Origin of the sequence: Spiribacter salilacus, from assembly GCF_009649225.1 — a bacterium.
Lineage (GTDB): Bacteria > Pseudomonadota > Gammaproteobacteria > Nitrococcales > Nitrococcaceae > Spiribacter > Spiribacter salilacus.
On sequence record NZ_WJPP01000005.1, the window covers coordinates 34,398 to 58,203 of the forward strand.

General features: G+C 56.5%; 23 protein-coding genes. 17 read left to right on the forward strand and 6 right to left on the reverse strand.

Annotated features, from left to right (window positions below; translation table 11 throughout):
• Nucleotides 1-7: 7 nt before the first annotated feature.
• Nucleotides 8-592, reverse strand: coding sequence for a YfaZ family outer membrane protein (locus GH984_RS09535; protein ID WP_172973213.1), 585 nt, complete (start codon nucleotides 590-592; stop codon nucleotides 8-10).
• Nucleotides 593-740: 148 nt separating this feature from the next.
• Here GH984_RS09535 and ccoN point away from each other — a divergent pair, with 148 nt between their 5' ends.
• Genes ccoN through GH984_RS09590 form a run of 11 tightly spaced genes read left to right on the forward strand, consistent with a single transcriptional unit; the run spans nucleotide 741 to nucleotide 10,721 of the window.
• Complete coding sequence (ccoN, locus tag GH984_RS09540; RefSeq protein ID WP_153719993.1) at nucleotides 741-2,162, forward strand: cytochrome-c oxidase, cbb3-type subunit I; 1,422 nt, start codon at nucleotides 741-743, stop codon at nucleotides 2,160-2,162.
• A gap of 11 nt (nucleotides 2,163-2,173) precedes the next feature.
• Nucleotides 2,174-2,779, forward strand: coding sequence for a cytochrome-c oxidase, cbb3-type subunit II (ccoO, locus tag GH984_RS09545; RefSeq protein WP_153719994.1), 606 nt, complete (start codon nucleotides 2,174-2,176; stop codon nucleotides 2,777-2,779).
• Nucleotides 2,779-2,949 (forward strand): cbb3-type cytochrome oxidase subunit 3, encoded by a 171-nt coding sequence (locus GH984_RS09550; protein WP_153719995.1) that lies wholly within the window; start codon nucleotides 2,779-2,781, stop codon nucleotides 2,947-2,949. Before ccoO ends, GH984_RS09550 begins: the two co-directional genes overlap by 1 nt.
• Entirely contained in the window at nucleotides 2,946-3,869 is a 924-nt protein-coding gene (gene ccoP / locus GH984_RS09555; protein ID WP_153719996.1) for a cytochrome-c oxidase, cbb3-type subunit III, read from the forward strand. The genes GH984_RS09550 and ccoP overlap by 4 nt, the downstream gene beginning before the upstream one ends.
• Nucleotides 3,847-4,131 (forward strand): hypothetical protein, encoded by a 285-nt coding sequence (locus GH984_RS09560; protein ID WP_253939205.1) that lies wholly within the window; start codon nucleotides 3,847-3,849, stop codon nucleotides 4,129-4,131. The genes ccoP and GH984_RS09560 overlap by 23 nt, the downstream gene beginning before the upstream one ends.
• Nucleotides 4,128-5,513 (forward strand): cytochrome c oxidase accessory protein CcoG, encoded by a 1,386-nt coding sequence (gene ccoG / locus GH984_RS09565; RefSeq protein ID WP_153719997.1) that lies wholly within the window; start codon nucleotides 4,128-4,130, stop codon nucleotides 5,511-5,513. Before GH984_RS09560 ends, ccoG begins: the two co-directional genes overlap by 4 nt.
• An 11-nt stretch (nucleotides 5,514-5,524) precedes the next feature.
• Nucleotides 5,525-6,043 (forward strand): FixH family protein, encoded by a 519-nt coding sequence (locus GH984_RS09570; protein ID WP_153719998.1) that lies wholly within the window; start codon nucleotides 5,525-5,527, stop codon nucleotides 6,041-6,043.
• A complete protein-coding gene (locus GH984_RS09575; RefSeq protein ID WP_172973214.1) occupies nucleotides 6,040-8,433 on the forward strand; it encodes a heavy metal translocating P-type ATPase in 2,394 nt (797 codons plus the stop codon). The genes GH984_RS09570 and GH984_RS09575 overlap by 4 nt, the downstream gene beginning before the upstream one ends.
• On the forward strand, nucleotides 8,430-8,603 hold the full coding sequence (ccoS, locus tag GH984_RS09580) for a cbb3-type cytochrome oxidase assembly protein CcoS (RefSeq protein ID WP_153720000.1): 174 nt from the start codon (nucleotides 8,430-8,432) through the stop codon (nucleotides 8,601-8,603). Before GH984_RS09575 ends, ccoS begins: the two co-directional genes overlap by 4 nt.
• Complete coding sequence (locus GH984_RS09585; protein WP_153720001.1) at nucleotides 8,600-9,292, forward strand: sulfite exporter TauE/SafE family protein; 693 nt, start codon at nucleotides 8,600-8,602, stop codon at nucleotides 9,290-9,292. The genes ccoS and GH984_RS09585 overlap by 4 nt, the downstream gene beginning before the upstream one ends.
• Nucleotides 9,293-9,299: 7 nt before the next feature.
• Nucleotides 9,300-10,721 (forward strand): FAD-binding oxidoreductase, encoded by a 1,422-nt coding sequence (locus GH984_RS09590; RefSeq protein WP_153720002.1) that lies wholly within the window; start codon nucleotides 9,300-9,302, stop codon nucleotides 10,719-10,721.
• Here GH984_RS09590 and GH984_RS09595 read toward each other — a convergent pair.
• The 3 genes from GH984_RS09595 to GH984_RS09605 are packed head-to-tail and all read right to left on the reverse strand — an operon-like array spanning nucleotide 10,699 to nucleotide 12,299.
• Nucleotides 10,699-10,932 carry a hypothetical protein gene (locus GH984_RS09595; RefSeq protein ID WP_153720003.1) on the reverse strand — a complete coding sequence of 78 codons (234 nt, stop codon included), beginning with the start codon at nucleotides 10,930-10,932 and terminating at the stop codon, nucleotides 10,699-10,701. The two genes, GH984_RS09590 and GH984_RS09595, sit on opposite strands and share 23 nt — an antisense overlap.
• A 3-nt stretch (nucleotides 10,933-10,935) precedes the next feature.
• Nucleotides 10,936-11,430, reverse strand: a complete 495-nt coding sequence (locus GH984_RS09600) for an MOSC domain-containing protein (protein ID WP_153720004.1) — start codon at nucleotides 11,428-11,430, stop codon at nucleotides 10,936-10,938.
• On the reverse strand, nucleotides 11,427-12,299 hold the full coding sequence (locus GH984_RS09605; protein ID WP_369692039.1) for a mycobacterial-type methylenetetrahydrofolate reductase: 873 nt from the start codon (nucleotides 12,297-12,299) through the stop codon (nucleotides 11,427-11,429). Before GH984_RS09605 ends, GH984_RS09600 begins: the two co-directional genes overlap by 4 nt.
• A 139-nt stretch (nucleotides 12,300-12,438) precedes the next feature.
• On the opposite strand from GH984_RS09605, the gene otsB reads away from it, so the two are divergent.
• From otsB to GH984_RS09635, 6 genes are read left to right on the forward strand one after another with little or no spacing between them, the layout of a single operon-like run.
• Entirely contained in the window at nucleotides 12,439-13,164 is a 726-nt protein-coding gene (otsB, locus tag GH984_RS09610; RefSeq protein WP_153720005.1) for a trehalose-phosphatase, read from the forward strand.
• The gene (locus GH984_RS09615) at nucleotides 13,146-14,933 is read left to right on the forward strand and encodes a glycoside hydrolase family 15 protein (RefSeq protein ID WP_153720006.1); all 1,788 of its coding nucleotides are present in this window, start codon (nucleotides 13,146-13,148) and stop codon (nucleotides 14,931-14,933) included. Before otsB ends, GH984_RS09615 begins: the two co-directional genes overlap by 19 nt.
• Complete coding sequence (locus GH984_RS09620) at nucleotides 14,930-16,294, forward strand: alpha,alpha-trehalose-phosphate synthase (UDP-forming) (protein ID WP_153720007.1); 1,365 nt, start codon at nucleotides 14,930-14,932, stop codon at nucleotides 16,292-16,294. Before GH984_RS09615 ends, GH984_RS09620 begins: the two co-directional genes overlap by 4 nt.
• Nucleotides 16,291-17,337 carry a DNA polymerase IV gene (locus GH984_RS09625; RefSeq protein ID WP_153720008.1) on the forward strand — a complete coding sequence of 349 codons (1,047 nt, stop codon included), beginning with the start codon at nucleotides 16,291-16,293 and terminating at the stop codon, nucleotides 17,335-17,337. The genes GH984_RS09620 and GH984_RS09625 overlap by 4 nt, the downstream gene beginning before the upstream one ends.
• A complete protein-coding gene (locus tag GH984_RS09630) occupies nucleotides 17,334-18,260 on the forward strand; it encodes an AEC family transporter (RefSeq protein WP_153720009.1) in 927 nt (308 codons plus the stop codon). Before GH984_RS09625 ends, GH984_RS09630 begins: the two co-directional genes overlap by 4 nt.
• Before the next feature lie 58 nt (nucleotides 18,261-18,318).
• The gene (locus GH984_RS09635) at nucleotides 18,319-21,033 is read left to right on the forward strand and encodes a bifunctional acetate--CoA ligase family protein/GNAT family N-acetyltransferase (protein WP_153720010.1); all 2,715 of its coding nucleotides are present in this window, start codon (nucleotides 18,319-18,321) and stop codon (nucleotides 21,031-21,033) included.
• On the opposite strand, the gene GH984_RS09640 is transcribed toward GH984_RS09635, so the two are convergent.
• Nucleotides 21,008-21,304: a metal-sensitive transcriptional regulator gene (locus GH984_RS09640; protein ID WP_153720011.1), complete on the reverse strand. Its 297-nt coding sequence runs from the start codon at nucleotides 21,302-21,304 to the stop codon at nucleotides 21,008-21,010. The two genes, GH984_RS09635 and GH984_RS09640, sit on opposite strands and share 26 nt — an antisense overlap.
• Nucleotides 21,267-23,753, reverse strand: a complete 2,487-nt coding sequence (locus GH984_RS09645) for a heavy metal translocating P-type ATPase (protein WP_153720012.1) — start codon at nucleotides 23,751-23,753, stop codon at nucleotides 21,267-21,269. The genes GH984_RS09640 and GH984_RS09645 overlap by 38 nt, the downstream gene beginning before the upstream one ends.
• Nucleotides 23,754-23,806: the final 53 nt, after the last annotated feature.

Here is a 23,806-nt window from a genome sequence, read left to right on the forward strand (position 1 = left end):
TAACCCTCTAAAAATCAATTCTAAAACCTAAGCTAACACCACTTTCAAAATTACGATCGCCCCCAAGCGAGTCGCCATCAAAGCCTAAGCGAATTTGACGATAGCCCAAATAGACAGCGGCATTACGCAGCATAAAATACTCCCCCCGAACACTCAGCTCACGATAGCTATCGATATCGCTAAAGGCTGAGAACGAAGGCGCAAAATACGCACTTGCGGCCAATGCGGCGCGATTGTATTCCGGTAACGTCCAGCGCAGTTTTCCACCTAGGGCGATGGCGCTGCCATCGGCATCTCGGGCATCGTCTTCAATCAAAAGCGCTCGCCCACCCAAGCCAAATTGAAAGGCGCCTCGGCCTGGCTCAGGCACATTCACGTAGTGAATCTCGCCCCCAATCACCTGCCCATCATCATCGTGCAAGCGCAGCTCGCCGCCATACTCCCAACCAGCCGTATCACGGTTACCTGACACCGATAGCCCAATCGCATCGCTGCTTCGGCCGATATCAACTGTTGCTGCGTGTGCCGGCAAACTCAGCACCACCAATAACCCAATCACCAAGCTCCAACGAAGCTGTTTTTGACCTCGCATTTTCACTCTCCCGATCTGCCGTAAAGTCGATTTCGAAATAATACACGGCTCAATCCGTCTCCACAGGGTTTGATCTGGATCAACACAAAAACTTGCCATTACAAACACACTGCACGTCTCTAATAAAAAACCGCATAACAGGGTCATCATGGAAACTACCGCTTCGTATAACGATAAGGTTGTGCGCCAGTTCACTATCATGACAGTGGTCTGGGGCATTGTGGGCATGCTGGTGGGGGTGCTGATTGCAGCCCAACTTCTCTGGCCTGCTCTTAACTTTGAACTGCCTTGGCTAACCTATAGCCGGCTTCGCCCACTGCACACCAACGCGGTCATTTTTGCGTTTGGTGGATCAGCGCTATTTGCCACCTCTTATTACGTGGTGCAAAGAACCTGTGGCGTTAGGTTACTTAGCGATAAAGCAGCCGCCTTTACGTTTTGGGGCTGGCAGGCCGTTATCTTGGGCGCTGTCGTGACCCTGCCACTGGGCTTTACCCAAAGCAAAGAGTACGCCGAGCTCATTTGGCCACTCGACATTCTGATTGCGGCTGTTTGGGTGACCTACGCTGTGGTGTTTTTTGGCACGATCGTTAAGCGCAAGGTTAAGCACATTTATGTTGCCAATTGGTTTTATGGCGCATTTATTTTGACCGTTGCCGTGCTGCATATCGTTAATAGTTTGGCGATCCCCACCTCGCTCACGCAGTCTTACCCCATCTACTCCGGTGCAGTCGATGCCATGGTGCAGTGGTGGTACGGCCATAACGCGGTTGGCTTTTTCTTAACCGCCGGCTTTTTAGGCATGATGTATTACTTCGTGCCCAAGCAGGCCGGCCGGCCCATTTATTCTTATCGCCTATCGGTGGTGCATTTTTGGGCGTTAATTTCTACTTACATGTGGGCAGGCCCCCACCATCTGCATTGGACGGCACTGCCTGAGTGGGTGCAATCGGTGGGAATGGTGTTCTCGCTGATCCTGCTCGCACCCTCTTGGGGCGGCATGATTAACGGCATCATGACCCTCTCGGGTGCCTGGCATAAGCTGCGCGACGACCCCATCATTCGGTTCTTGATTGTGAGCCTGTCCTTTTACGGAATGGCCACGTTTGAAGGCCCCATGATGTCAATTCGTACGGTTAACGCGCTTTCGCATTACACCGACTGGACGATTGGCCACGTGCACTCCGGCGCCCTAGGCTGGGTGGCATTTATCACCATTGGTGCCATTTACATGCTTGTGCCGCGGCTCTTTAACCGCGAGCAGATGTACAGCATTCCGCTCATTAACGTCCATTTTTGGGTGTCTACGATCGGCGTGGTGCTCTATATCGCCTCGATGTGGATTGCTGGCGTTATGCAAGGCCTCATGTGGCGCGCCGTTAATGATGACGGCACGCTCACCTACAGCTTTATCGAGTCTGTTGCCGCCACCTATCCGTACTATGCCGTGCGCCTAGTCGGTGGGATCTTATTCTTTGCCGGCATGCTGATCATGGCCTACAACGTGTGGCGCACCATTCGCCCGGTTGAGCCGGTCAAAGCAGCAACGCCATCAACGGCCAGTGCCTAAGGAGTTGCGCTATGTCTCATGAAGTCGTTGAAAAAAATATTGGCCTGATGGCCGTGCTCATTTTGATCGTGATTAGTATTGGTGGCTTAGTTGAAATTGTGCCGCTGATGTATGCGCGTGACACCACCGAGCCTGCGCCCGGTGTTGAGCCCTACCCGGCCATTGAGTTTGCTGGCCGCGATGTGTATGTCAGCGAAGGCTGCTATGGCTGCCATTCACAGCAAATCCGCCCCTTCCGCGCCGAAACCGAACGCTATGGCGATTACTCGGTAGCCGGAGACTTTGTGTATGACCGCCCCTTCCAATGGGGCTCCAAGCGCACCGGGCCGGATCTGGCTCGCGTGGGCGGGGTGTATACCGATGATTGGCATTACGTGCATCTGATTAACCCTCGCGATGTGGTGCCGCAATCGAACATGCCGGCCTACCCCTGGCTTGCTGAGCGCACCGTCAACGCTGAACAAGTGGCCCGCAGCATGAGAGCTCAGCAAAAGTATTTGGGTGTGCCCTACACCGAAGAAGATATTGCTGCGGCTGACGCGCTTGAGGGTGTTACCGAAATGGAGGCCTTGATTGCCTATCTACAGGGGCTCGGTGTGCCTGGAGGAGCCAACTAATGGTTAGTGGCATTTTCACCACGCTATTGCTCGTGATCTTTCTTGGCATCGTTGTATGGGCCTTCAGCAGCAAGCGTCGTAAAGATTTTGACGAAGCCGCTCAGCTGCCATTAAGGGAAGACGAGCCGATTCAATCAGAAAAAAATAATGACAAGGGAGAGCGGTCATGAGCCTGTTCTGGAGCCTTTTTATTATCGTGCTCACCTTGGGCAACATATTTGCCTGCTGGTGGTTAATTCGCTGGACGGCAAAGCCGCGCGCCGGTGAGGCAGCCGCTCATGAAACCACCGGCCATGTTTGGGATGGCGATTTAACTGAATACAACAACCCCATGCCCCGCTGGTGGCTGTGGTTGTTCTACATCACCATTGTATTTGGCTTGGCGTATCTGCTTTTCTTTCCCGGCCTTGGAAATTTCAAAGGGCTGCTTGGTTGGAGTCAGTATGGGCTTTACGAGGCAGAAATGGCCGCGGCTGAAGAGCGCTTCGAGCCGATCTATGCCGCCTATGCGGAAATTCCCGTGCCTACGCTTGCAAGCGACTCTGAAGCAATGGCCACTGCGGGGCGACTCTTTGCGAATAACTGCGCCACCTGCCATGGATCAGACGGACGCGGCGCCCGCGGTTACCCCAATCTCTCTGACGGTGTTTGGCAGTGGGGCGGAAGCCCAGAGGCGATTAGGCACACCCTAATTAACGGCCGTCAAGCCGTGATGCCCGCCTTTGCCGCCGCGTTAAGTGAAACCGAATTAGAGGCCACCGCAGCCTATGTGTATTCCTTAAGCGGGCGTGAAGCCCCGGCGCGGCTCGTGGCCGCCGGGCGGGAGCATTATCAAACGCTCTGCATTGCCTGCCACGGGGCAGAGGGCAAAGGTAACGAAGCCTTGGGCGCTCCTAATTTAACTGACAATACCTGGCTTTACGGTGGCTCGCTGGCCGCGATTACCGAAACACTCAACCAGGGCAGAAACGGCATCATGCCCGCCTTTGCCGAATCGCTTGGCGAAAATCGCGTGCATTTGGTAACTGCCTACGTTTACCGCCTTTCCGGCGGTGAGGAGAACAGCGATGACGAGCTTGCCGCACGCTGAGACATCAGTGGATCGCACTCCCTACCCCCCAAGCCGCGCTTGGCTCGTTGGGATTTGCTTATGGCCAGCATTTTTAGCGGCTGGCATTGCAACCCTGCTTTTTTTCTCTGGGATCGATCCGGAAACCCTGCGTTTACAAACCGTCCCAAACTGGGAAATTAGCCGCACGGCGGGTTATAGCATTGGCTTTTTAATGTTTTGGGCGGTGGCCGCATTATCCAGTGCGGTAAGCGTGCTACTTGCAAGGCCGCCGCGCGCATGAGTGCACAACCACCCATAGACTCGATGTATGCAGCCCATGAGAAGGTCTACCCAAGGGAGATCAAAGGGCGGTATCAAAACATCCGCAAGCTCAAGGTATTTCTGCTGCTGGGCCTGTTCTACATTGTGCCGTGGCTACGAATTGACGGTAACCCAGCGGTGCTTTTTGATTTGCCCGCACGGCAATTTCATATTCTTTGGCTAACCTTTTGGCCGCAAGATTTTGTTTACCTCACCTTATTGTTGATTGTCAGCGCGGTGGCCCTTTTCTACGTTACCGCTCTGGCCGGGCGCGTTTGGTGTGGTTATGCCTGCCCACAAACGGTGTGGACCGAAGTCTTCCTCTGGATGGAGCAGTGGACTGAGGGCAAACGCGCCAAGCGCATGAAACTCGATAAAGGCCCCTGGAATGCCGAAAAAATTCTGCGTAAAAGTGCAAAGCAGGTTCTGTGGCTGAGTTTTGCCTTATGGACTGGCTTTACCTTTGTCGGCTTTTTTGTGCCCATCGATGACCTACTTACCCGCGCGGTGGCTTTTGAGCTGGGGCCATGGGAGACGTTTTGGAGCCTTTTCTATGGCTTTGCTACCTACGGCAATGCCGGATTTTTGCGCGAACAAGTCTGCCTTTACATGTGCCCCTACGCCCGTTTTCAGGGTGCGATGTTTGACCGTGAAACGTTGGTCATCTCATACGATGAGGCGCGCGGTGAGCCACGCGGTGGGCGCAAACGCGGCATTGACCCTAAAACCCGCGGCCTTGGCGACTGCATCGACTGCAATCTCTGCGTACAGGTCTGCCCCACCGGCATCGATATTCGCAAAGGTCTGCAATACGAATGTATCGCCTGTGGCGCCTGCATTGATGCCTGCGATCAAGTGATGGACAAAATGGAGTATCCGCGCGGGCTGGTGCGGTATACCACTGAAAATGCGCTCGAGGGCAAGCCCAGTCGTGTTATTCGCCCACGCACCATTTTATACACCGTGCTATTGCTGGCGCTGCTTGCCGCTGGCACCACGGGGCTGGTACTGCGCGAGCCCGTCCGCCTAGACATTCTGACCGATCGCAACACGCTATATCGCGAGACGGTTGAGGGGCTGATCGAAAACAGCTACACCATCAAATTAACCAATATGTCGCGTGATGCGCAGACATTCGTGTTTAGCGCTAGCGGGCCAGAAAACGTGATGCTTGAAACCGAGCCCACCGAGGTCACATTAGGCGCGGGTGAAACCCGCACGCTGGCCGCACGTATTCAGCTTGACCCGATCTATGCACAGGGCGTGGGCGGAGATGACGTGACCGTTACCGCGCAAAGCGTGGGCGAAAAAACCATAACCACTAGCGAAACCACGCGTTTTCGTACGCCACTTGGCCGTTAGGAGAATCTCAAATGACCACCTCACCCATGCGTTCACCCAAACCGGGCTATCGGCAATTTTGGGCGTGGTTTGTTTTTACACCGCCCCTGATTGCTATTTGCACGGGCATTTTGCTCATCACCATCGCTAATAAAAACCTGGATAACTTGGTTACCGGTGATTTCTCTAAAGTGGGGCTTGGCTACCAAAGCACCAGTGCCGCCCGGGCCGATGCTAAATATCGGGAAATTGAGGCGGATGTCACACTGCCAGCCGCCGGCGGCACCGTCAGCGTAACCTTAACGGGGCTGCACGATAACCCGCAGCAAATTCGCCTGACCCTTGCACATGCCACATTGGCTGATCGTGACCAACAAATTGAGTTAGTTCGTGTAGATGGCGGGCAGTATCAAGGCCGTCTGCCCAACGCATTGCAAGACAGGCATTACTTGGTGGTGGCCGATTTGCAAGAAACATGGCGACTAGAGGGGCAGATCGCTGCGGGGAATACTCAGGTTCACCTGCATCCGTACCGCGAATCACCCCTGTGAGCGAGGCCTGTTTCCATTGTGGCGACCCGCTCCCGCCGCATCCACCGCCACCGGTCATAATTAACAGCCAGCCAAAGCCTGTGTGCTGTAGCGGCTGTGCGGCGGTTGCCGCCCTTATCGCCGGCGCCGGGCTTGAGGATTTCTACCGCTATCGCACAGCAGCCGCGCCGCGCCCCGAGCCGGCTCAAGATGACTGGAACGCATGGGATAGCGACAAAGCCCAACAACCGCTGGTGCGCAAGCTCGATAATGGCCACCGCGAATTGGTCTTACTCATTGAAGGGATACGCTGCTCTGCCTGCGGCTGGTTAATCGAAAACTTACTTGGCCAAGTGCCGGGGGTGCAGCAGGTCAGCGTTAACCCGGCCTCTGCACGCGCGGTTGTTACTTGGGATCCGGCCCAGGTACCGCTTTCTGTGCTGTTGCGTAAGCTGGATCATTTAGGCTATCAGCCTCACCCGCTGGCCCCCGGAGAACAAGACTCCGCCGCTTTGCGCGAACAACGCGCCGCCATCCGTCGGCTTGCCGTGGCTGGCCTGGGCATGATGCAAGTCATGATGTATGCCGTTGGGCTATATGCCGGCGCCATTCATGCTGGCATGGATCCGCAATTTGAAACCCTTCTGCGCTGGGTTAGTGCCATTGTAGCAACGCCGGTGGCGCTGTATGCCGCTTTTCCGTTTTATCGCGGCGCTGTGCGTGATTTGCGTGCGGGGCGGCCTGGCATGGATGTACCGGTTTCGCTGGCAATTGGCGGTGCATACACCTTTAGCGTTTGGCATGTATTTATTGGCCAGGGCGAAGTCTATTTTGACTCGGTTACCATGTTCACCTTCTTTTTGACGATTGCCCGATTCTTAGAGCTCATGGCACGGCAACGGGCAGGGCGCGCGAGCATTGCGTTGGGGCGACTCCTGCCCGCCACCGCCCTACGCCTTAGCGCTCAAGGAGAAGAACGCGTTGCTCTGGCTGCCTTATCGATTGGCGATACATTGCGTATTCGCCCGGGCGAGGCCATTCCTACCGATGGCCGCATCGTCTCAGGGCGTACGCATGTTGATGAATCACTGCTAACCGGTGAGTCTATGCCGCAGGCACGGCAAATTGGCGATGCGGTCATTGGCGGCAGCACCAACACCAACGGCGCCATTGATATTGAGGTCACTCAAATTGGGGCGGATACCGTAGTTGCCTCGGTGATGCGCCTTTTAGAACGGGCTCAGGCTGAACGACCGCATATCGCCCGCCTTGCCGACCGAGTGGCCCGTATTTTTGTGGTCACCTTACTCATTGCCGCCTCCATCACAGGCGCAATATGGCTACAAATTGCTCCTGAACGCGCCTTTGAAATCACCCTCGCCGTTTTAGTGGTGACCTGCCCCTGCGCACTTTCACTGGCCACACCCGCCGCATTGGTCAACGCCACGGGTCGCTTGGCGCGAGACGGGCTGCTGGTGGCCCGAGCTGATGCGATTGAGCGCCTGGTGCGCATTCGCCATGTGGTCTTCGATAAAACCGGCACCCTCACCGCCGGGCGCATTCGCTTAACGGACACCCACTGTTTTGCCCCACTCTCTACTGAGCAAAGCATCGCCATTGCCGCGGCGATGGAGGCGGAAGCCGGGCATCCCCTGGCCCGTGCTTTTGATGGTCAGCCGCGGCATGCCGAGGTAAAAGCGATTGAAAGCCACCCTGGCTTAGGCGTAACGGCCACCCTAAACAATCAGTCGCTACGCCTTGGCCGGCCCGATTGGGTGAGTGAGTTAAGCCAATCTGCACCTCCCGCAACGGATGCTGCCGCCAGCACCATTATTTTCTTAGGCGACCAACATGGCCTGATTGCCCGCTTTGAACTCACTGATGCCATTCGAGACGATGCCGCCGAAGCAATTCGAGACCTTCGTGCGGCCGGGGTGCATGTGAGCATTGCCAGCGGCGATGCTGCCCCTGCTGTGGCGGCCGTTGCTCAACAACTGGATATCGACGACTGGAAAGCCGGCCTAGACCCAGCTGGCAAACTAGCCCTGCTTGAGACCTATCGGCAAACCGCGCCCGTTGCAATGGTTGGCGATGGCATTAATGATGCGCCCGTTCTTGCCGGGGCCGATGTGGCCATCGCCCTTGGTAGCGGCGCCGCCATTGCGCATGGTAATGCCGACTTGCTGCTGGCCGGTGAGCGGCTCAGCGCCCTTGCCCCCGGGCTGGCCGTGGCCAAACGAACGCGTCGTATCATCCGCCAAAATCTGATTTGGGCAGCCAGTTATAATGCTTGTGCACTGCCCTTAGCGGCGCTGGGCATGATCCCCCCATGGGCAGCCGCGCTTGGCATGTCGGCAAGCTCGTTATTAGTGGTCGGCAATGCACTTCGGCTCTCAAGGAGCGCATCATGAATATCTTATTTGTGCTATTGCCACTGGGCCTTGTCCTGCTGGCCATTGCGGTAATCGCCTTTTTTTGGGCGGTGGGCAATGGGCAATATGACGATTTAGACAGCCCGGCCTGGCGCATTTTATTAGACGACGAATCTAAACCCCCTAAGGACCCTAAGGACTCACCATGAATATGGGCACACCAGACCCCACGCTCATTGCCGGCCTGATTGCTGGTTTGGCCGGCAGTAGTCATTGCATTGGTATGTGCGGCGGCATTGCCGCTGCGCTGGGTGGCACGGCGGCACCGGGTGGGCGCGGCGTGGCCTGTGTGTTTGGCTATAACTTTGGACGCATTGCCAGCTATGCGCTAATCGGCGCCATTGCCGGATTGATTGGGGCTGGCATTGGACAGGGCCTGGGCTCAGCCGCCCCACTATTAAGACTTTTTGCCGCCGCGCTGGTCATTGTTGTTGGCTTACAGCTTATGCTCGATCGCAACCTATTAGCGCCCATCGAGCGTGTTGGTTTAAGGCTCTGGCAGCATATCGCGCCCGTCGCACAGCGCTTTATGCCCGTTACCAACCCCGGTACCGCCTTTATGCTCGGCACACTGTGGGGTTGGCTGCCTTGCGGTTTAGTTTATGCGATGGCCCTGGCCGCGGCCGGCACCGGCAGCCCAACAGGCGGCGCGGCTTTCATGCTCGCCTTTGGGGTGGGTACCGTACCGGCTATGGCATTAATCGGCATTGCCGGTGGCAGGCTTGCGCAATTTTTTGGGCATAAAGGATTTCGTCGAGTGGCTGGTCTTGCGGTACTTGCCCTCGGTATTTGGACAGCCATTTTCCCACTGCGCGCGTTAGCACGCATGTGGTTATAGTAGGGGTATGATCGATAACGCGCTTACCCCATTAAAAACCATTCTGGGTGCTGACAATGTGCTCAGCACGCCAGAGCAAACGGCGCCCTACCTGCAGGAGCGACGCGGGCGATTTGCCGGACGCCGCGTTGCAGCCGTACTCACCCCGGGCAGCACCCAAGAGGTAGCCGCCGCAATGCGGCAATGCCAAACGCAGCAACTTAACGTTATTCCCCAAGGGGGCAATACGGGGCTGTGCGGTGGCGCTGCCGCTTTAGACGACGACCCCCACAGCGTAATTTTATCGCTAGAGCGGCTTAATAAAATTCGTCTGCTCGATGCCGAAAATTTCACGATTACGGCTGAGGCGGGTTGTCGTTTAAGCGCTCTGCAAGAGGCAGCAACCGCTGCCGATCGGTTATTCCCGCTCAGCTATGCCGCTGAGCGTGACTGCCAAATTGGCGGCAACTTGGCCACTAACGCCGGCGGCATGAATGTGCTGCGGTATGGCAATGCACGCGAGCTTGCCTTAGGCCTAGAGGTGGTATTGGCGGATGGGCAAATCTGGCATGGTCTCACGGGCCTGCGCAAAGACAATAGCGGCTACGCCTTGCGCGATCTGTTTATTGGCTCTGAGGGAACTTTAGGCATTATCACTGCCGCCACGCTTAAGCTGTTTCCTGCTTTGCGCTGCCGGGCCACCGCCATTGTGGGGCTAGCCAGCATGGCCGATGCGGTACAGCTTTTTTCACATTTACGCCAAGCCAGTGGCGATACCATGACCAGCGCAGAGGTGATGAGCCGCCAGGCACTCGGCTTTGCCGTCGATTACGCCCCCAACTGCCATGAACCGCTGCCTGCCGCGCATCATTGGTACTTACTTGTTGAGCTGGGTAGCAGCGCTGCCGCGGTCGACTTAAGTAAGCGACTCGAGCGGGCGTTAGCAGATGCCTCTGATGTGGGTGATTACCGTGTGGCCCGTTCGGCAGACGAAGCGGCTGACTTTTGGCGCTTACGCAATAGCATTCCCGGCGCCCAAAAAGGCGCGGGCGCGAGTATAAAGAACGATATCTCAGTGCCCATTTCGGCCTTACCGGCCTTTATCGACGCGGCCTCAGCCGCCATCGAACAGCATTGCCAGGGGGTTCGGCTTTGCCCCTTTGGGCATATTGGCGATGGCAATCTGCATTTTAATTTAAGCCAGCCAAAAAACATGAGCGCAGAGCAGTTTTTAGCACGCTGGGAGGAGCTAGCCGGCGTGGTAAACGATATTGTGATGCGCCATCACGGCTCGTTTGCGGCCGAGCATGGCGTGGGGCAACTAAAGCCCAATGAAGTGTCACGCCTCAAAGACCCGGTGGAGCAATCACTGATGCGCGCCATTAAATTGGCACTAGACCCCGAGGGGCGACTGAATCCTGGCAAAGTTATTCCGCGCTACGACGATTAAATAGCCATGATGCATAAAAGCTGCCAACTGCCGGTGCAAACGTTAAAGCCGTGGTTAGCCAAATCCAGGCATTAGCCGGGTCAAACAATGCCTCAATGCCGGCCTGCCCGGCTTCTAACCACAACGCGCCTACACCAATCACCACAATATTGACGGCGATGGCTAAAAAGATCCAACCCACGCGACGAAAAATGCGCCCTAAATCCGTCATCTCTCAGACCTCCTCAGATGCCACCGCTGCCACTGCATTACCTAGTGCGATTGCACCCGGCTCAAGCACACGCGCGGTGATACCGCCATGCCCGCGCATCGCATTGTAACCGCCTTCGCCCAGCGCTTCTTCCATGTGCGAGCATGGATCACAGACGCCCGTTCCCTCGAGCAGCACCGCGCCAATCCGAAAACGGCTTTTGCGCAAGGCATACAGATTAATTCCGCTGACGACTAAATTGCGACGTAACAGCCCCGGGTCTACTGAGGCCACGCCAGCCAAGGCGGCAATTACCGGCAGATGCTCTGCCTGAATTAACGTAATGGCTCGCTTGCCGCTGCGCCCGGCATAACGATCACCCACTAACCCGCCGGCGTTAACCTCAGCGGCCTCCAGCACCTCAAGCGGAGCGCGACGCGCCGGGCGCACACCGATCCACTCAAGATGACCCGAACGGGGAAACCGCGCCATAAGCTCATGCAGGGTTAATGCGGTCATATTGCTGCCAATTCCTTTGCTAGCCCTACCGTGACGTCGGTGGGAATTGCGCCAATGGGCGCCAAGTTAATTCCGAGCGCTGGGCGAATACGAGCGGCTCGGTCTTGGCTCAGACTTTGCCAGACACGCTTGATTTGCGCTAGTGACCGCTCCAGCACCTCATCAGGCGCCTCAATTAACCAGGCCTCTAGCGCATCAGGGATATTCACCCCAAGCCACAGCAAAAACCGAATATTACGCAACGTACGCGCGGGGCACAGCGCTACCCAAAGATCATCTGGGGTGGGGCCGGATGTCTCGTCAAGCCCCGTCAACACAGCCTGCAAATCGTCTGCTTCATATAAAATTTGGGTGGTAAAAAAATCGGCACCGGCGTCGGTTTTTGCTTGCAGACGCGCCACTTCGCCATCGCGAGAAGGAATGCAGATGTTGCCGATGCGTAGGGCATCAATGGCAGCGTGCTCGCGTAATAACTGATTAGCCTGCGTAACCGATGGCCCCACATAGGCCTGATTGCTTAGCCCACCACCCACCAGCACAAATTGGTTAATGCCATAGCGCTCCCAGGTCTCGTTAGCCCAATCCACCAGCTGATCTGCGGGTGTTGTGACCACCACCCGGTTAATCATACAGGGCACCCCTAGTTGCTCTTGAATCACATACGCAAGCTCACGCGGCGCCATGCGTGGTGCAAACGGCTTGTGTCGCTCACCTTTGCTACTGCGCGAAGGCTCTTCATGAATCTCTGGAATGTTAACGCCATCTAAGGGGAAATCGGCATGCACGGCAGCCACATGCGCCACTACCGCATCAACGGCAGCGGGCCCGCGGTGAAGCTCAGGCGGCACCGCTTCAAGTAAGGTTTTCACAATCTCAACGTATTCCTATTAAAAGAGTTGGCATAACCCATCAGTTTCAGTGGGCAATCACGCCACGTCAAGCCAGCGACAATGGTAGTCTTACTATCATAACTTCTAGGGAGAACATGATGGGACGGCTAACGCAACTGTGAACGCACCACCCGCTGCACAACCCGATTGGGCTTTATTTCTGGATTTTGATGGCACCTTGGTTGAAATTGCCGAACACCCCGATGCCGTTATTGTGCCGCCTGAGCTACCCGCACTGTTGCGCAATTTAGCGCGCCGACTCAACGGCGCCATTGCCATTGTCTCTGGGCGTAGCCTGGTGGGTTTAGATGCTTTGCTCGATGGCGCCTTGCCGGCAATGGCGGGTATTCATGGTTTAGAGCGACGCGATGCCGAAGGCCAGCTCTATCAGGCGGTTGACCGTACCGCCGAGTTTGCCCAAGCCCGTAACGCCATTCGTGAGTTTGTGGCAGCACACCCCGGCACGGTATGGGAGGATAAGGGCAATGCACTGGCTCTGCATTTTCGTAATGCGCCCACGGCCGGCCCTGCCGCCGAAGCACTGCTTGCTGCTGAACAAAAAGCCCTGGGTAATGAATTTATTCTGCAAAAGGGCAAACAACTCGTGGAGCTTAAACCGAGCAGTCAGCACAAGGGCACAGTCGTTAAAACCTATATGGCAGAGCCACCGTTTAAGGGCCGAACGCCGGTATTTGTTGGCGATGACACAACCGATGAAGACGCATTTGCCGCCGTCAACGAACTCGGCGGCCACTCAATCCGCGTGGGTGATGCACCACACACTGTGGCGCAGTATAAAATCGACACCGTTAATGAGGCGTTAGAATGGCTGAGCAGCCTGTAAATCTTGAACTGGGCGTTGTTGGCAATTGCCAAATCGCCGCACTCATCAATAAACAGGGCACGATTGTGTGGTCTTGCCTACCACGCTTTGATGCAGAGCCGGCCTTTAGCCAATTAGTGGATACGCGCGATCAGGGCTACTTTGCGATTGAACTCTGCAATCAACAAGAATCGCGTCAGTACTATCTTCGCAACACGGCCATTCTGTGTACCGAGCTCACCGACCAGCATGGCGGCGTGCTGAGAATTACGGATTTCTGCCCGCGGTTTCGTCAATTTGGCCGCTATTATCGACCCGTTATGATCGTAAGGCGGGTTGAGGTATTGCGCGGCAATCCGGTCATTCGTGTGCGCCTTCGCCCCGCGATGGGCTGGAACGGTGAGCGCCCAGAAATCACCCGTGGCAGCAACCATATTCGCTTCTTACGGCGTGAGCAGGTTCTTAGAGTAACCACAAACGCAGCCCTCACCCATGTGCTCGATGAGCACCCCTTTATGGTTGATAACACGCTTACCTTTATCGTTGGGCCCGATGAAAGCGTTAAAGACTCGGTGGATGACATGGGGCGGCGCTTTCTTGAACTGACCGAGCAACACTGGCGTGACTGGACACGCTCACTTGCCGTTCCGTTTGAATGGCAAGGCCCGGTAATTAGAGCCGCCATTACCCTCAAATTATCGGCTTACGAAGATACCGGCGCGGTAATTGCCGCGTTCACCACCTCCATTCCAGAGGCGGCGAATAGCGAGCGTAATTGGGACTATCGCTATTGCTGGCTGCGCGATGCCTATTTTACCGTGCACGCACTCAACCGGCTGGGCGCCACACGCACCATGGAAGGATTTTTGCGCTACATCATTAACATTGTGGCAGCCAGCACAGAGCAACGCCTGCAGCCGCTTTATGGCATTGGTGGGGAAAGCCGCATCGAAGAGACGATTGCAGAGTCGATGACCGGATACCGCGGCATGGGCCCAGTACGCGTGGGCAACGATGCGTATCGTCAAAACCAGCATGATGTTTACGGCACGGTCATCCTTGCTGCCACGCAGGCCTTTTTTGATGAACGCCTTGAGCGCCCTGGCGATAAAAGCCTTTACCATCGGCTCTGCCCACTCGGTGATGCCGCCGCTCAACTCTATGATCAGCCCGATGCCGGCATTTGGGAGTACCGCGGTCGAGCACGCGTGCATACCTATTCGGCCATGATGTGCTGGGCGGCCTGCGATCGGTTGCGGCGCATTGCCGAGCGGTTGGGGCTTGATGCCGATGCCCGTCGTTGGCAAAACGAAGCCGAGCGAATGCACGCACATATCTGCAAAGCCGCTTGGAACGAAACCGAAGGGGCGTTTACCGAAACCTTTGGTGGCAACACCATGGATGCCAGCCTGCTCATCATGCATGACTTAGGCTTTTTGGCCGCCGATGACCCGCGATTTGTGGGCACGGTCGAGGCCATTGAGCGGCATTTGCGCCGCGGCGATCATCTTTTTCGCTATGCCGCAGAAGATGATTTTGGCCTGCCAGAAAACGCCTTTAACATTTGCACGTTTTGGTTTATCGATGCACTAGCAGCAATTGGCCGCCAAGACGAAGCCAGACAGTTACTCGAAAATATGCTCACGCATCGCACCAAGCTGGGTCTGCTTTCTGAAGATTTAGACACCCAAAGCGGTGAGCTTTGGGGCAACTTCCCGCAGACCTACAGTATGGTCGGGTTAATTAACGCAGCGGTGCGCCTGAGCCGATCGTGGGAGGAAGCGCTATGAGCCGACTAGTGGTTGTCTCGAACCGAGTTCCGACACCACGCTCTAACCAGCCTCAAGCGGGTGGTTTAACGGTTGCCCTGAGCGGCGCACTCAAACGCCGCGGCGGCATGTGGTTTGGGTGGAACGGGCAGCTAAGCCAAGGCCCCATTAGCCGACCCAAACTCACCACTCACGAGGGCATTGAATATGCCACCCTGCCTTTAGCGCGCACCGACTACGACGACTATTACCTCGGTTATTCCAACACCGTTATTTGGCCGGTTTTTCACTTTAACTTAGGCGCCATGGACTATCACCGGCATTACGCAGAAGGCTATGCGCGTGTGAATGCCCTATTTGCCGACGCCCTTACACCGCTGCTCTCACCCGATGACATCGTGTGGATTCACGACTATCACTTAATGCCCCTGGCCCGCGAGTTACGCGATCGCGGGGTGACCAATCGAATCGGGTTCTTTTTGCATATTCCATTTCCCGACTACGATGTTCTGCGTGCCATACCTGGGCATCGGCAGCTCATTGAAGACCTTTGTCGCTTTGATCTACTCGGGTTTCAAACAGAAAACGACCAACATGCCTTTGAGGAATCGGCCAATCGCGCCGTGGGTGCGCTCTGCCGACAACCCGGGCAGCTGCGGCATCGCAACCGCAACTTACAAACCGGCGTGTACCCTGTGGGCGTTGATGTCGATGAACTGGCCCAACTGGCCGAACGTACTGTACTGGCCCCCCGCGTTCGCCGCTTAGTGCAGGGGCTGGGTGATCGGGATCTGATTATTGGCGTTGACCGGCTAGACTACTCCAAGGGCCTTGAGCAGCGCTTACGCGCATTTGAGCTGTTGCTCAAAGACTACGCGCACCGTCGCGGGCAAACGGTCATGATGCAAATTGCCAGCCTATCGCGCAGCAGCATCAGCGAATATGCCGATTTGCGGGCGCGGCTAGAGGGCCTGAGCGGCCATATTAATGGCACCTACGGCGATATCGATTGGGCGCCCCTGCATTATTTAAATAAAACCTTTGCTCGCGGTTCGATTATGGGCCTGTATCGAGCTGCACGCGTGGGTCTGGTTACCCCCATTCGTGATGGGATGAACCTGGTTGCCAAAGAATTTGTGACCTCGCAAGACCCTGAAGACCCAGGCGTGCTTGTGCTCTCTGAACTGGCCGGTGCTGCTGCTGAGCTGGATGATGCAGTCCTAATTAACCCTTACGACATCGATGCGATTGCTGCCGGGCTTAATCAAGCGCTTGCTATGCCAAGGCCTGAGCGCCAACGCCGCCATACGCGCATGATGGCCGTGCTGCGTGAAAACGACATCAATGCGTGGGAAGAGCGCTTCCTAACCGATTTGCGATGAGCCGCACCATCCTCCATGTTGATATGGATGCGTTTTTTGCCGCCGTTGAGCTGCGTCGACAACCTGAGCTAAAAGGCCAACCCGTTGTGGTGGGTGGCCGCGGCGACCCCACTCAACGCGGCGTTGTTTCAACCGCCACGTATGAGGCGCGGGTGCACGGCATTCACTCTGGCATGGCCCTGCGCACGGCGCATCGCCTCTGCCCAAATGCGGTTTTTTTGCCCGTCGATTTTGCCGCCTATCGCGCCGCCTCCACACAGGTATTTACCGTGCTCGATCAGGTCAGCCCCGTGCGACAGGCTGTGGGGCTTGATGAGGCGTATCTCGACATTAGCCATCGCCCAGAAGATCCACTGCAGATTGGCGCACAGCTTAAAGCCGATATTCTCAGCGCAACGGGGCTGGTTGCCTCGGTAGGCATCGGACCCAACCGCCTGCTCGCTAAAATTGCTTCTGATCTTGAAAAACCCGATGGGCTGACCCTGCTAACCATTGCTGATGTGCCTGAAAAAATTTGGCCGCTGCCCGTGAGAACCCTACATGGCGTGGGGCCCCGCACGGCCGAGCGCTTAGCCGCCTTAGGTATCACCCATATCGGCCAATTAGCCGCAGCAGACCCGCTTGAGCTAAGCCGTGAGTTCAGCCCCAGTCATACCATTTCTTTGCAGCAGGCCGCGCGCGGCGAAGACGACCGCCCGGTACAAACCGAGCGCGTTCGCAAATCCATTGGTCGGGAGCGTACGTTTCAGCAAGACTGCCGCAGCAGCGGGCGATTAGCGCATGAGGCCGAGCAAATGCTTAAAGAAGTGCATGGCCGGCTTTGCCACAGTGGCCTGCGCGCGCGCACGGTAACCGTGAAGCTGCGCTATCGCGACTTCACCACGCATACCCGCTCACAAACACTCGGCCAGGCCAGTGCTGAGTTTACAGCGCTGGCAAGCAGCGTTCATCACTGTCTGTTTGCCCATACGCTGCATCGCGCCGTTCGCTTGCTGGGCGTGCAGCTCTCGGGTTTAGAGCATGCCCCGGCAGAAGGCGTATGATGCCTGTTGCCGCCATTCTTACCGCCTTGCTGCCTTTATTTGTGGTGATTTTAATCGGAGCGGCCCTGCGCCGTGCCCATTTTCCTGGCGATGCTTTTTGGCCAGCGCTTGAGCGGCTGATTTACTTTGTTTTCTTCCCAGCGCTACTGATTAGCAGTCTGGGCAATGCCGCGCTTGATGCAGCCCGCCTGCTGCCCTTGTTTTTAGCGCTCACATTAGCGCTGGCTGCCGGCAGCGCGCTTGTCTTTGCGCTGCGCCCATTGCTCCACCTCACCGGGCCTGCGCTGAGTTCTGTCTATCAAGGCGCGCTGCGCTTTAACACGTATTTGGGCATCGCCATTGTGCTAAGCGTGATGGGGCCAGCGGCCATGCCAACCGCCGCACTCGTGATTGCGCTGTTTATTCCGTTACTCAACGTGGCCTGCGTTTTGGTGCTTACACGCTGTGCCGATCGTCACACCACGCCAGGCGCTGTGACAAAAAGCCTCATCAGTAATCCGCTGATTTTAGGCTGTGTAATCGGTTTGACGCTCAATTTAACGGGGCTGGGCGTACCGGGCATCGCCAATCGGCTATTAGAGATTTTAGGCAGTGCCGCCGTGCCACTGGGGTTGATGAGTGTGGGCGCGGGGCTGCAGTTTCGGCGTTTACGCCAAGATATCGCCCCCATCTTAAGCAGCAGTTTAATTAAGTTGGTGATATTGCCACTGATAGGCTGGGGCATTGCACTGGCACTGGGCTTGCAACCCCTAGAAACCGAAATTTTAGTACTCTTTTTAGCCTTACCGGCCGCTACCTCGGCCTATATTCTGGCGCGCCAGCTGGGCGGTGACTACACGCTCGTCTCTGGCCTACTGACCTTTCAAACGGCCGCGGCCGCCATCACATTACCGTTAATTTTGGCCGGGCTATCAAGCAACTGACATCTTGATGCGCTACAATGTTGCTATGCAGCATTAATGCGGCGATCAGGGGTTTGATATGACCATTCGCAATCTCAACGCCATCTTTAAACCCAAATCCATTGCGGTTATCGGGGTCAGCCGCCGACAGGGATCTGTGGGCGCAGTGCTAGCCCGTAATCTTTTTCATGGCGGCTTTGGCGGCCCGGTCATGCCGGTTAACCCCAAGCATGAATCCATCGAGGGCGTTTTATGTTATCCCGATGTCAGCGCCCTGCCGATCACGCCTGATTTAGCGGTCATTTGCACGCCGCCTGATACGGTGCCGGGCTTGGTTAAAGAGCTTGCCGAGCGCGGCACCCGTGGTGTTATCGTGATTACTGCCGGCTTTGGCGAGGGTAATAATGAAACTGGCATGGCATTGCGTGATCAGATGCTTGCAGCGGCCAAGCCGCACCTCACGCGCATTATCGGCCCCAACTGTTTGGGCGTATTGGTGCCCGGTATTGGGCTTAATGCCAGTTTTGCGCATATCTCACCACCCAAGGGCCATATCGCCTTTGCCACGCAATCGGGCGCGGTGGTTACCTCGGTGCTCGACTGGGCGCAGCGCCGCAAAATTGGTTTTTCCCATTTAATTTCGTTGGGCAGCATGGCCGATGTCGACTTTGGCGACACCATTGATTATTTGGCCAATGATCAGCACACCCGCGCCATTCTGTTGTACATGGAATCGGTAACCGACGCGCGCAAGTTTATGTCGGCCGCCCGGGCGGCAGCCCGTATGAAACCCGTTATCGTGGTTAAAGCTGGCCGACATGCGGCCAGTGCTCAGGCGGCAGCGTCGCATACCGGTGCGCTTGCCGGTTCTGATGCGGTTTATGACGTGGCATTTCGCCGGGCCGGTATGCTGCGGGTAGATACCCTGGGCGAGCTATTTGATGCGGTAGAAACACTGTCATCCGCCGAACTACCGCAAGGCGATGCCCTTACCATTTTAACCAATGGCGGCGGCATTGGCGTGCTAGCGGCCGATACCCTCATTGCCCAAGGCGGCGAACTGGCGGATTTGCCAGAGTCGGTTGTTGAGGCGCTCAATGCTGTGCTGCCGCCAACTTGGTCGCATGGCAATCCAGTCGATATCATTGGCGATGCTTCTGGCAAACGCTATGCCGATGCGTTGCGCGTATTAACCGAGCAGCATGAAAGCGATGCCATCTTGGTGCTTAACTGCCCCACCGCAGTTGCCGACAGTATGGAAGCCGCCGAGGCCGTCATTGCTGAGAAAAATCGCCCCGGCAAACCCGGCATACCCCGACCCGCATTGTTTACCTCTTGGGTTGGGCAATATACCGCTGAGGCCGCCCGTCGGCGCTTTAGCGAGGCGCATGTACCCACCTACAGCACGCCAGAGGGCGCGGTGCGGGCGTTTATGCACATGGTTGAATACAAGCGTAACCAGGCCCAGTTACTTGAAACACCCCCTTCGGTACCCGAGGTGTTTACGCCAGATTATGCAGCCGCCAGGGACTTAATTGACCAAGCCAGCGCCGACGGAAGAGAAATTCTCTCAGAACCTGAGGCCAAGCAATTACTGGCGGCGTATGGGGTAGAGATTGTGCCAACTGAAGTAGCGGCTGACCCTGAGGCCGCGGCACAAGCCGCAGAGCGACTCGGCTTTCCTGCGGCCATTAAAATTCTCTCCCGCGATATCACCCATAAAAGTGACGTTGGCGGCGTGGTGCTCGATTTAGAAAACGCCGAGGCGGTCAAGCAAGCCGCAGAGGCCATGCAGCGCCGCGTTACAGAAACTTACCCTGATGCTGCATTACAAGGCTTTAGCGTACAGCCTATGGCCAAACGCGCCGGCGCTTGGGAGCTGATTGTGGGTGTTACTGATGATGCCCAGTTTGGGCCCGTTGTGTTATTCGGCCAGGGCGGCACGGCCGTAGAGGTGATTCGCGATCAGGCCCTCGGTCTGCCGCCGCTTAATCTTAAACTGGCCCACGAGATGATGCGCCAAACCCGTATTTACCGGCAGCTCAAAGGCTATCGCTCTCAAGCCCCCGCTGATTTGGATATGATTGCGTTAACGTTGACCCGCATCGCGCAAATTGCCACAGACTTCTCAGAGGTCAAAGAACTCGATATTAACCCGCTTTTAGCATCCGATAGCGGCGTGGTAGCGCTAGATGCACGAGTGCGCATTGGTGAAAACGGAATGGGTACCCGGCGCTTAGCAATCCGCCCCTATCCGCGAGAGCTTGAGCGCACTATTACCGCAGAAAATGGCGAGGATTATTTGCTAAGACCCATTCTGCCCGAGGATGAGCCTGCGCTGCACCGCGCTTTTGCCCACTTAACGCCTGAGCAAATACGCCTGCGCTTTTTTGCCCCCATGAAGCACCTAAGCCACATGGCGGCGGCCCGATTTACGCAAATTGATTACGACCGAGAGATGGCTTTTATTATCACAGTACCGGGTGTGCCTGGCAAAGCAGAGCTCTACGGCGCGGTGCATCTGAATTCCGACCCCGATGGAGAGGAAGCGGAATACTCCATTATTGTTCGTCACGATCTGACCCGCTTGGGCTTAGGGCGAATTTTAATGGAACAAGTCATTGAATATGCCAAGCAGCGGGGTATTAAGCAGGTCATCGGCGATGTACTGCGTGAAAATCGACCCATGCTGTCGTTATGCAAGCAGCTTGGTTTTAGCCAAAAAACCGATCCAGAGGATCGCGACATCGTGCATGTGCGACTGCCGCTTAGCGATACTTCAAAATCTCCATAAGCTCATCTACCATCTCATCGGCATCACCGCGTGACTGAGCACTGGTCACGTGGTGGTGTAGGTGACTACGCAACACGGCATCGCCCACTTTTGCCACTGCACCATCCACCGCCTTAAGCTGACGCAGCACATCGACACAGTAAATATCCTCACGCTCAAGCATGCGCAAAATCCCCTCGACATGACCGCGAATGGAGATGAGCCGTTGACGGGCGGCCTCGCGGACTTTGGGGTCAAGCGCTAGCTGGCAATGGGCGTCGAGTTCGCTCATCGGTGGGTTCTCCGGTAGATGGGTGAGGCGTAAAGCGCCGCAGCCGCAGTGAATTGGTTAACACAAACAAACTTGAAACACTCATGGCAGCCGAGGCTGCCATTGGGTTGAGCAACCACCCGGTTAGCGGAAATAACAAGCCCGCCGCAACCGGAATTAATGCCACATTATAGCCATAGGCCCACACAAAATTACCCCGAATCACGCGATGGGTTTTTCTAGCCAAATCAATGGCATCACGCAATGCGTACAAATCTGCGCGCATGAGCACGGCATCCGCCGCTTCAATGGCCACATCGGTACCGCTGCCAATGGCAACACCTACATCGGCACGCGCCAGTGCGGGGGCATCATTAATGCCATCGCCAACAAAAATCACACGGCGCCCCTCGGCCTGCAGCCTTTCAACTTCAGTGGCCTTACCGTCGGGCAGCACACCCGCCAGCACCTCATCAATCCCTAGGCTGCGTGCCACGGCATTGGCCGTTGCCGCTTGATCACCCGTTACCATGGCCACGCTGAGGCCGCGCTTTTTGAGCGCCGCCACAACCGCCGCACTTTCTGGGCGAGCGGGGTCGGCCACCGCAGCCAAACCAATTAATGCGCCATCAACTGCCACATAAATGGTGGTGCGCGCCTGGTCCGCCAAGCGTTGAGCGGTATCCGCCACGGGCGTCACATCAATGCCCAGCTTTTCCATGTAATGCGCCGCGCCCACTTGCACCATTTGCCCATCTACTTTGGCGTGCACGCCAAAGCCAACTTCTGCGGCAAAGTCGCTTACAGCGGGCAAGGCAATATCGCGAGCGCGGGCGGCCTCAACAACCGCCGTACCAATGGGGTGTTCACTGTGGTTTTCCACCGCTGCCAGCAGGGCAAGCAGACCCGCCTCATTGCCGTTTAATGCCTCAAGGTCCGTAAGCTGGGGGCGCCCGATTGTGAGCGTGCCGGTTTTATCCAACACCACGGTGTCAGCCCGTGCCAGCGCTTCTAACGCCGCGCCGCGGCGCATGAGCATGCCATTTTCAGCGCCCTTGCCAGTGGCCACCATCACCGCGGTGGGCGTGGCCAGCCCCATCGCACAAGGGCAGGCAATGAGCAGCACGCTTACCGAGGCCACAAAAGCATAAGACAGAACCGGGTCAGGACCCACGCTCAGCCATGTGACCGCGGTTAGCGTGGCAATTACCAGCACAATCGGCACAAAAACACCGGCAATTCGGTCAGCTAATTGCTGAATCGGCGGTTTTTCGGCCTGCGCACGCTCAACCAAATCGATAATTTGAGCAAGCACCGTGTCTTTGCCCACCCGAACAACCCGAAAAGTGATTGAGCCCTGGCCATTCACCGTACCGGCAATTACCTCGTCTCCTTCACCCTTAGATACCGGCACCGGCTCACCCGAGATCATAGACTCATCAATGCGTGACTGTCCCTCAATCACCTCACCATCAACCGGGATTCGTTCTCCAGGGCGCACTAATACCTGATCACCGGCTTGCACGGCATCAATATCGACTTCGGTGTAGTCACCATCACGCCAAACCCGCGCGGTTGGCGTCTGCAAACTGAGCAGACGTCGAATAGCCTCTGAGGTACGGCCGCGGGCAATTTGCTCTAAATAGCGCCCCACCAAGATGAGCGTAATGATAACGCCAGCGGCCTCAAAGTAGCTCAATGCCGTACCGGCGGGAAACAACCCTGGCACGCTCAAGGCAAGCAGAGAATAAACATACGCCGCACCGGCACCGATCATTACTAGGCTACTCATGGCGGGCGCAAAATGGCTGAGCTCCTTGTAGCCGCGAATAAAAAAGTCGCGGCCAGCCCAAAACACCACCGGTGTGGCCAATAGCCACTCCACCGCTATCCAAGCACGCTCGGGCATCCACTGATGGAAAAAATCATGCCCACCAGGTAAGTGGCGCCCCATCGCAATAATCACCAGCGGAATGGTAAAGGCCGCAGCAATCAGCACTTGGCGGCGTAATCCCGCAGCCGCATCTACCGGCGCATCCACTTCAGAATCAGTTACCCCATAACCGGCTGCTTCGATGGCGGCCACGGCCTCGCTGCGACTGACCTCTCGCGGTAAATAGGTCACCCGGGCATTGCTGGTACCGAGATTAACGCTGGCGTCTAACACCCCCGGCAATGCCAGCAGGGCCTTTTCTACACCGTTGACGCAGCCACCACACGTTAGCCCCGTGAGCGATAAGCTCAGCACCTCAGTGCCTGCCGGATAGCCTGCCTCCTCTAACGCCTGAACCGCCGCCGCAATCACCTCGCGGCGCTCGGCATCGGGAGCGATAGTCAGGGTGGCTCGGCCCGTTGCCAGATTAATATCAGCCTGAGTAACTTGCGGCACGGCAAGCAGCGCTTGTTCGGCGCGGCGAACGCATCCGCCGCAAGTCATTCCCGTAATTTCGAGTTCAATTTCTTTATTCATGATTCGACTATACCCCTCCCCCGGAGGGGGGGTCAAAGTGGCAGGCAAAAAAA

What these genes read in the sequence shown, in the direction of transcription:
- GH984_RS09645 (WP_153720012.1), bottom strand. Translation starts at nt 23,753, where the DNA reads ATGAATAAAGAAATTGAACTCGAAATTACGGGAATGACTTGCGGCGGA.
- GH984_RS09535 (WP_172973213.1), bottom strand. Translation starts at nt 592, where the DNA reads ATGCGAGGTCAAAAACAGCTTCGTTGGAGCTTGGTGATTGGGTTATTG.
- GH984_RS09635 (WP_153720010.1), top strand. Translation starts at nt 18,319, where the DNA reads ATGACCATTCGCAATCTCAACGCCATCTTTAAACCCAAATCCATTGCG.
- GH984_RS09595 (WP_153720003.1), bottom strand. Translation starts at nt 10,932, where the DNA reads ATGACGGATTTAGGGCGCATTTTTCGTCGCGTGGGTTGGATCTTTTTA.
- GH984_RS09620 (WP_153720007.1), top strand. Translation starts at nt 14,930, where the DNA reads ATGAGCCGACTAGTGGTTGTCTCGAACCGAGTTCCGACACCACGCTCT.
- GH984_RS09600 (WP_153720004.1), bottom strand. Translation starts at nt 11,430, where the DNA reads ATGACCGCATTAACCCTGCATGAGCTTATGGCGCGGTTTCCCCGTTCG.
- ccoN (WP_153719993.1), top strand. Translation starts at nt 741, where the DNA reads ATGGAAACTACCGCTTCGTATAACGATAAGGTTGTGCGCCAGTTCACT.
- GH984_RS09640 (WP_153720011.1), bottom strand. Translation starts at nt 21,304, where the DNA reads ATGAGCGAACTCGACGCCCATTGCCAGCTAGCGCTTGACCCCAAAGTC.
- ccoG (WP_153719997.1), top strand. Translation starts at nt 4,128, where the DNA reads ATGAGTGCACAACCACCCATAGACTCGATGTATGCAGCCCATGAGAAG.
- GH984_RS09630 (WP_153720009.1), top strand. Translation starts at nt 17,334, where the DNA reads ATGATGCCTGTTGCCGCCATTCTTACCGCCTTGCTGCCTTTATTTGTG.
- GH984_RS09585 (WP_153720001.1), top strand. Translation starts at nt 8,600, where the DNA reads ATGAATATGGGCACACCAGACCCCACGCTCATTGCCGGCCTGATTGCT.
- GH984_RS09625 (WP_153720008.1), top strand. Translation starts at nt 16,291, where the DNA reads ATGAGCCGCACCATCCTCCATGTTGATATGGATGCGTTTTTTGCCGCC.
- GH984_RS09560 (WP_253939205.1), top strand. Translation starts at nt 3,847, where the DNA reads ATGACGAGCTTGCCGCACGCTGAGACATCAGTGGATCGCACTCCCTAC.
- GH984_RS09550 (WP_153719995.1), top strand. Translation starts at nt 2,779, where the DNA reads ATGGTTAGTGGCATTTTCACCACGCTATTGCTCGTGATCTTTCTTGGC.
- ccoP (WP_153719996.1), top strand. Translation starts at nt 2,946, where the DNA reads ATGAGCCTGTTCTGGAGCCTTTTTATTATCGTGCTCACCTTGGGCAAC.
- GH984_RS09615 (WP_153720006.1), top strand. Translation starts at nt 13,146, where the DNA reads ATGGCTGAGCAGCCTGTAAATCTTGAACTGGGCGTTGTTGGCAATTGC.
- GH984_RS09590 (WP_153720002.1), top strand. Translation starts at nt 9,300, where the DNA reads ATGATCGATAACGCGCTTACCCCATTAAAAACCATTCTGGGTGCTGAC.
- ccoO (WP_153719994.1), top strand. Translation starts at nt 2,174, where the DNA reads ATGTCTCATGAAGTCGTTGAAAAAAATATTGGCCTGATGGCCGTGCTC.
- GH984_RS09570 (WP_153719998.1), top strand. Translation starts at nt 5,525, where the DNA reads ATGACCACCTCACCCATGCGTTCACCCAAACCGGGCTATCGGCAATTT.
- ccoS (WP_153720000.1), top strand. Translation starts at nt 8,430, where the DNA reads ATGAATATCTTATTTGTGCTATTGCCACTGGGCCTTGTCCTGCTGGCC.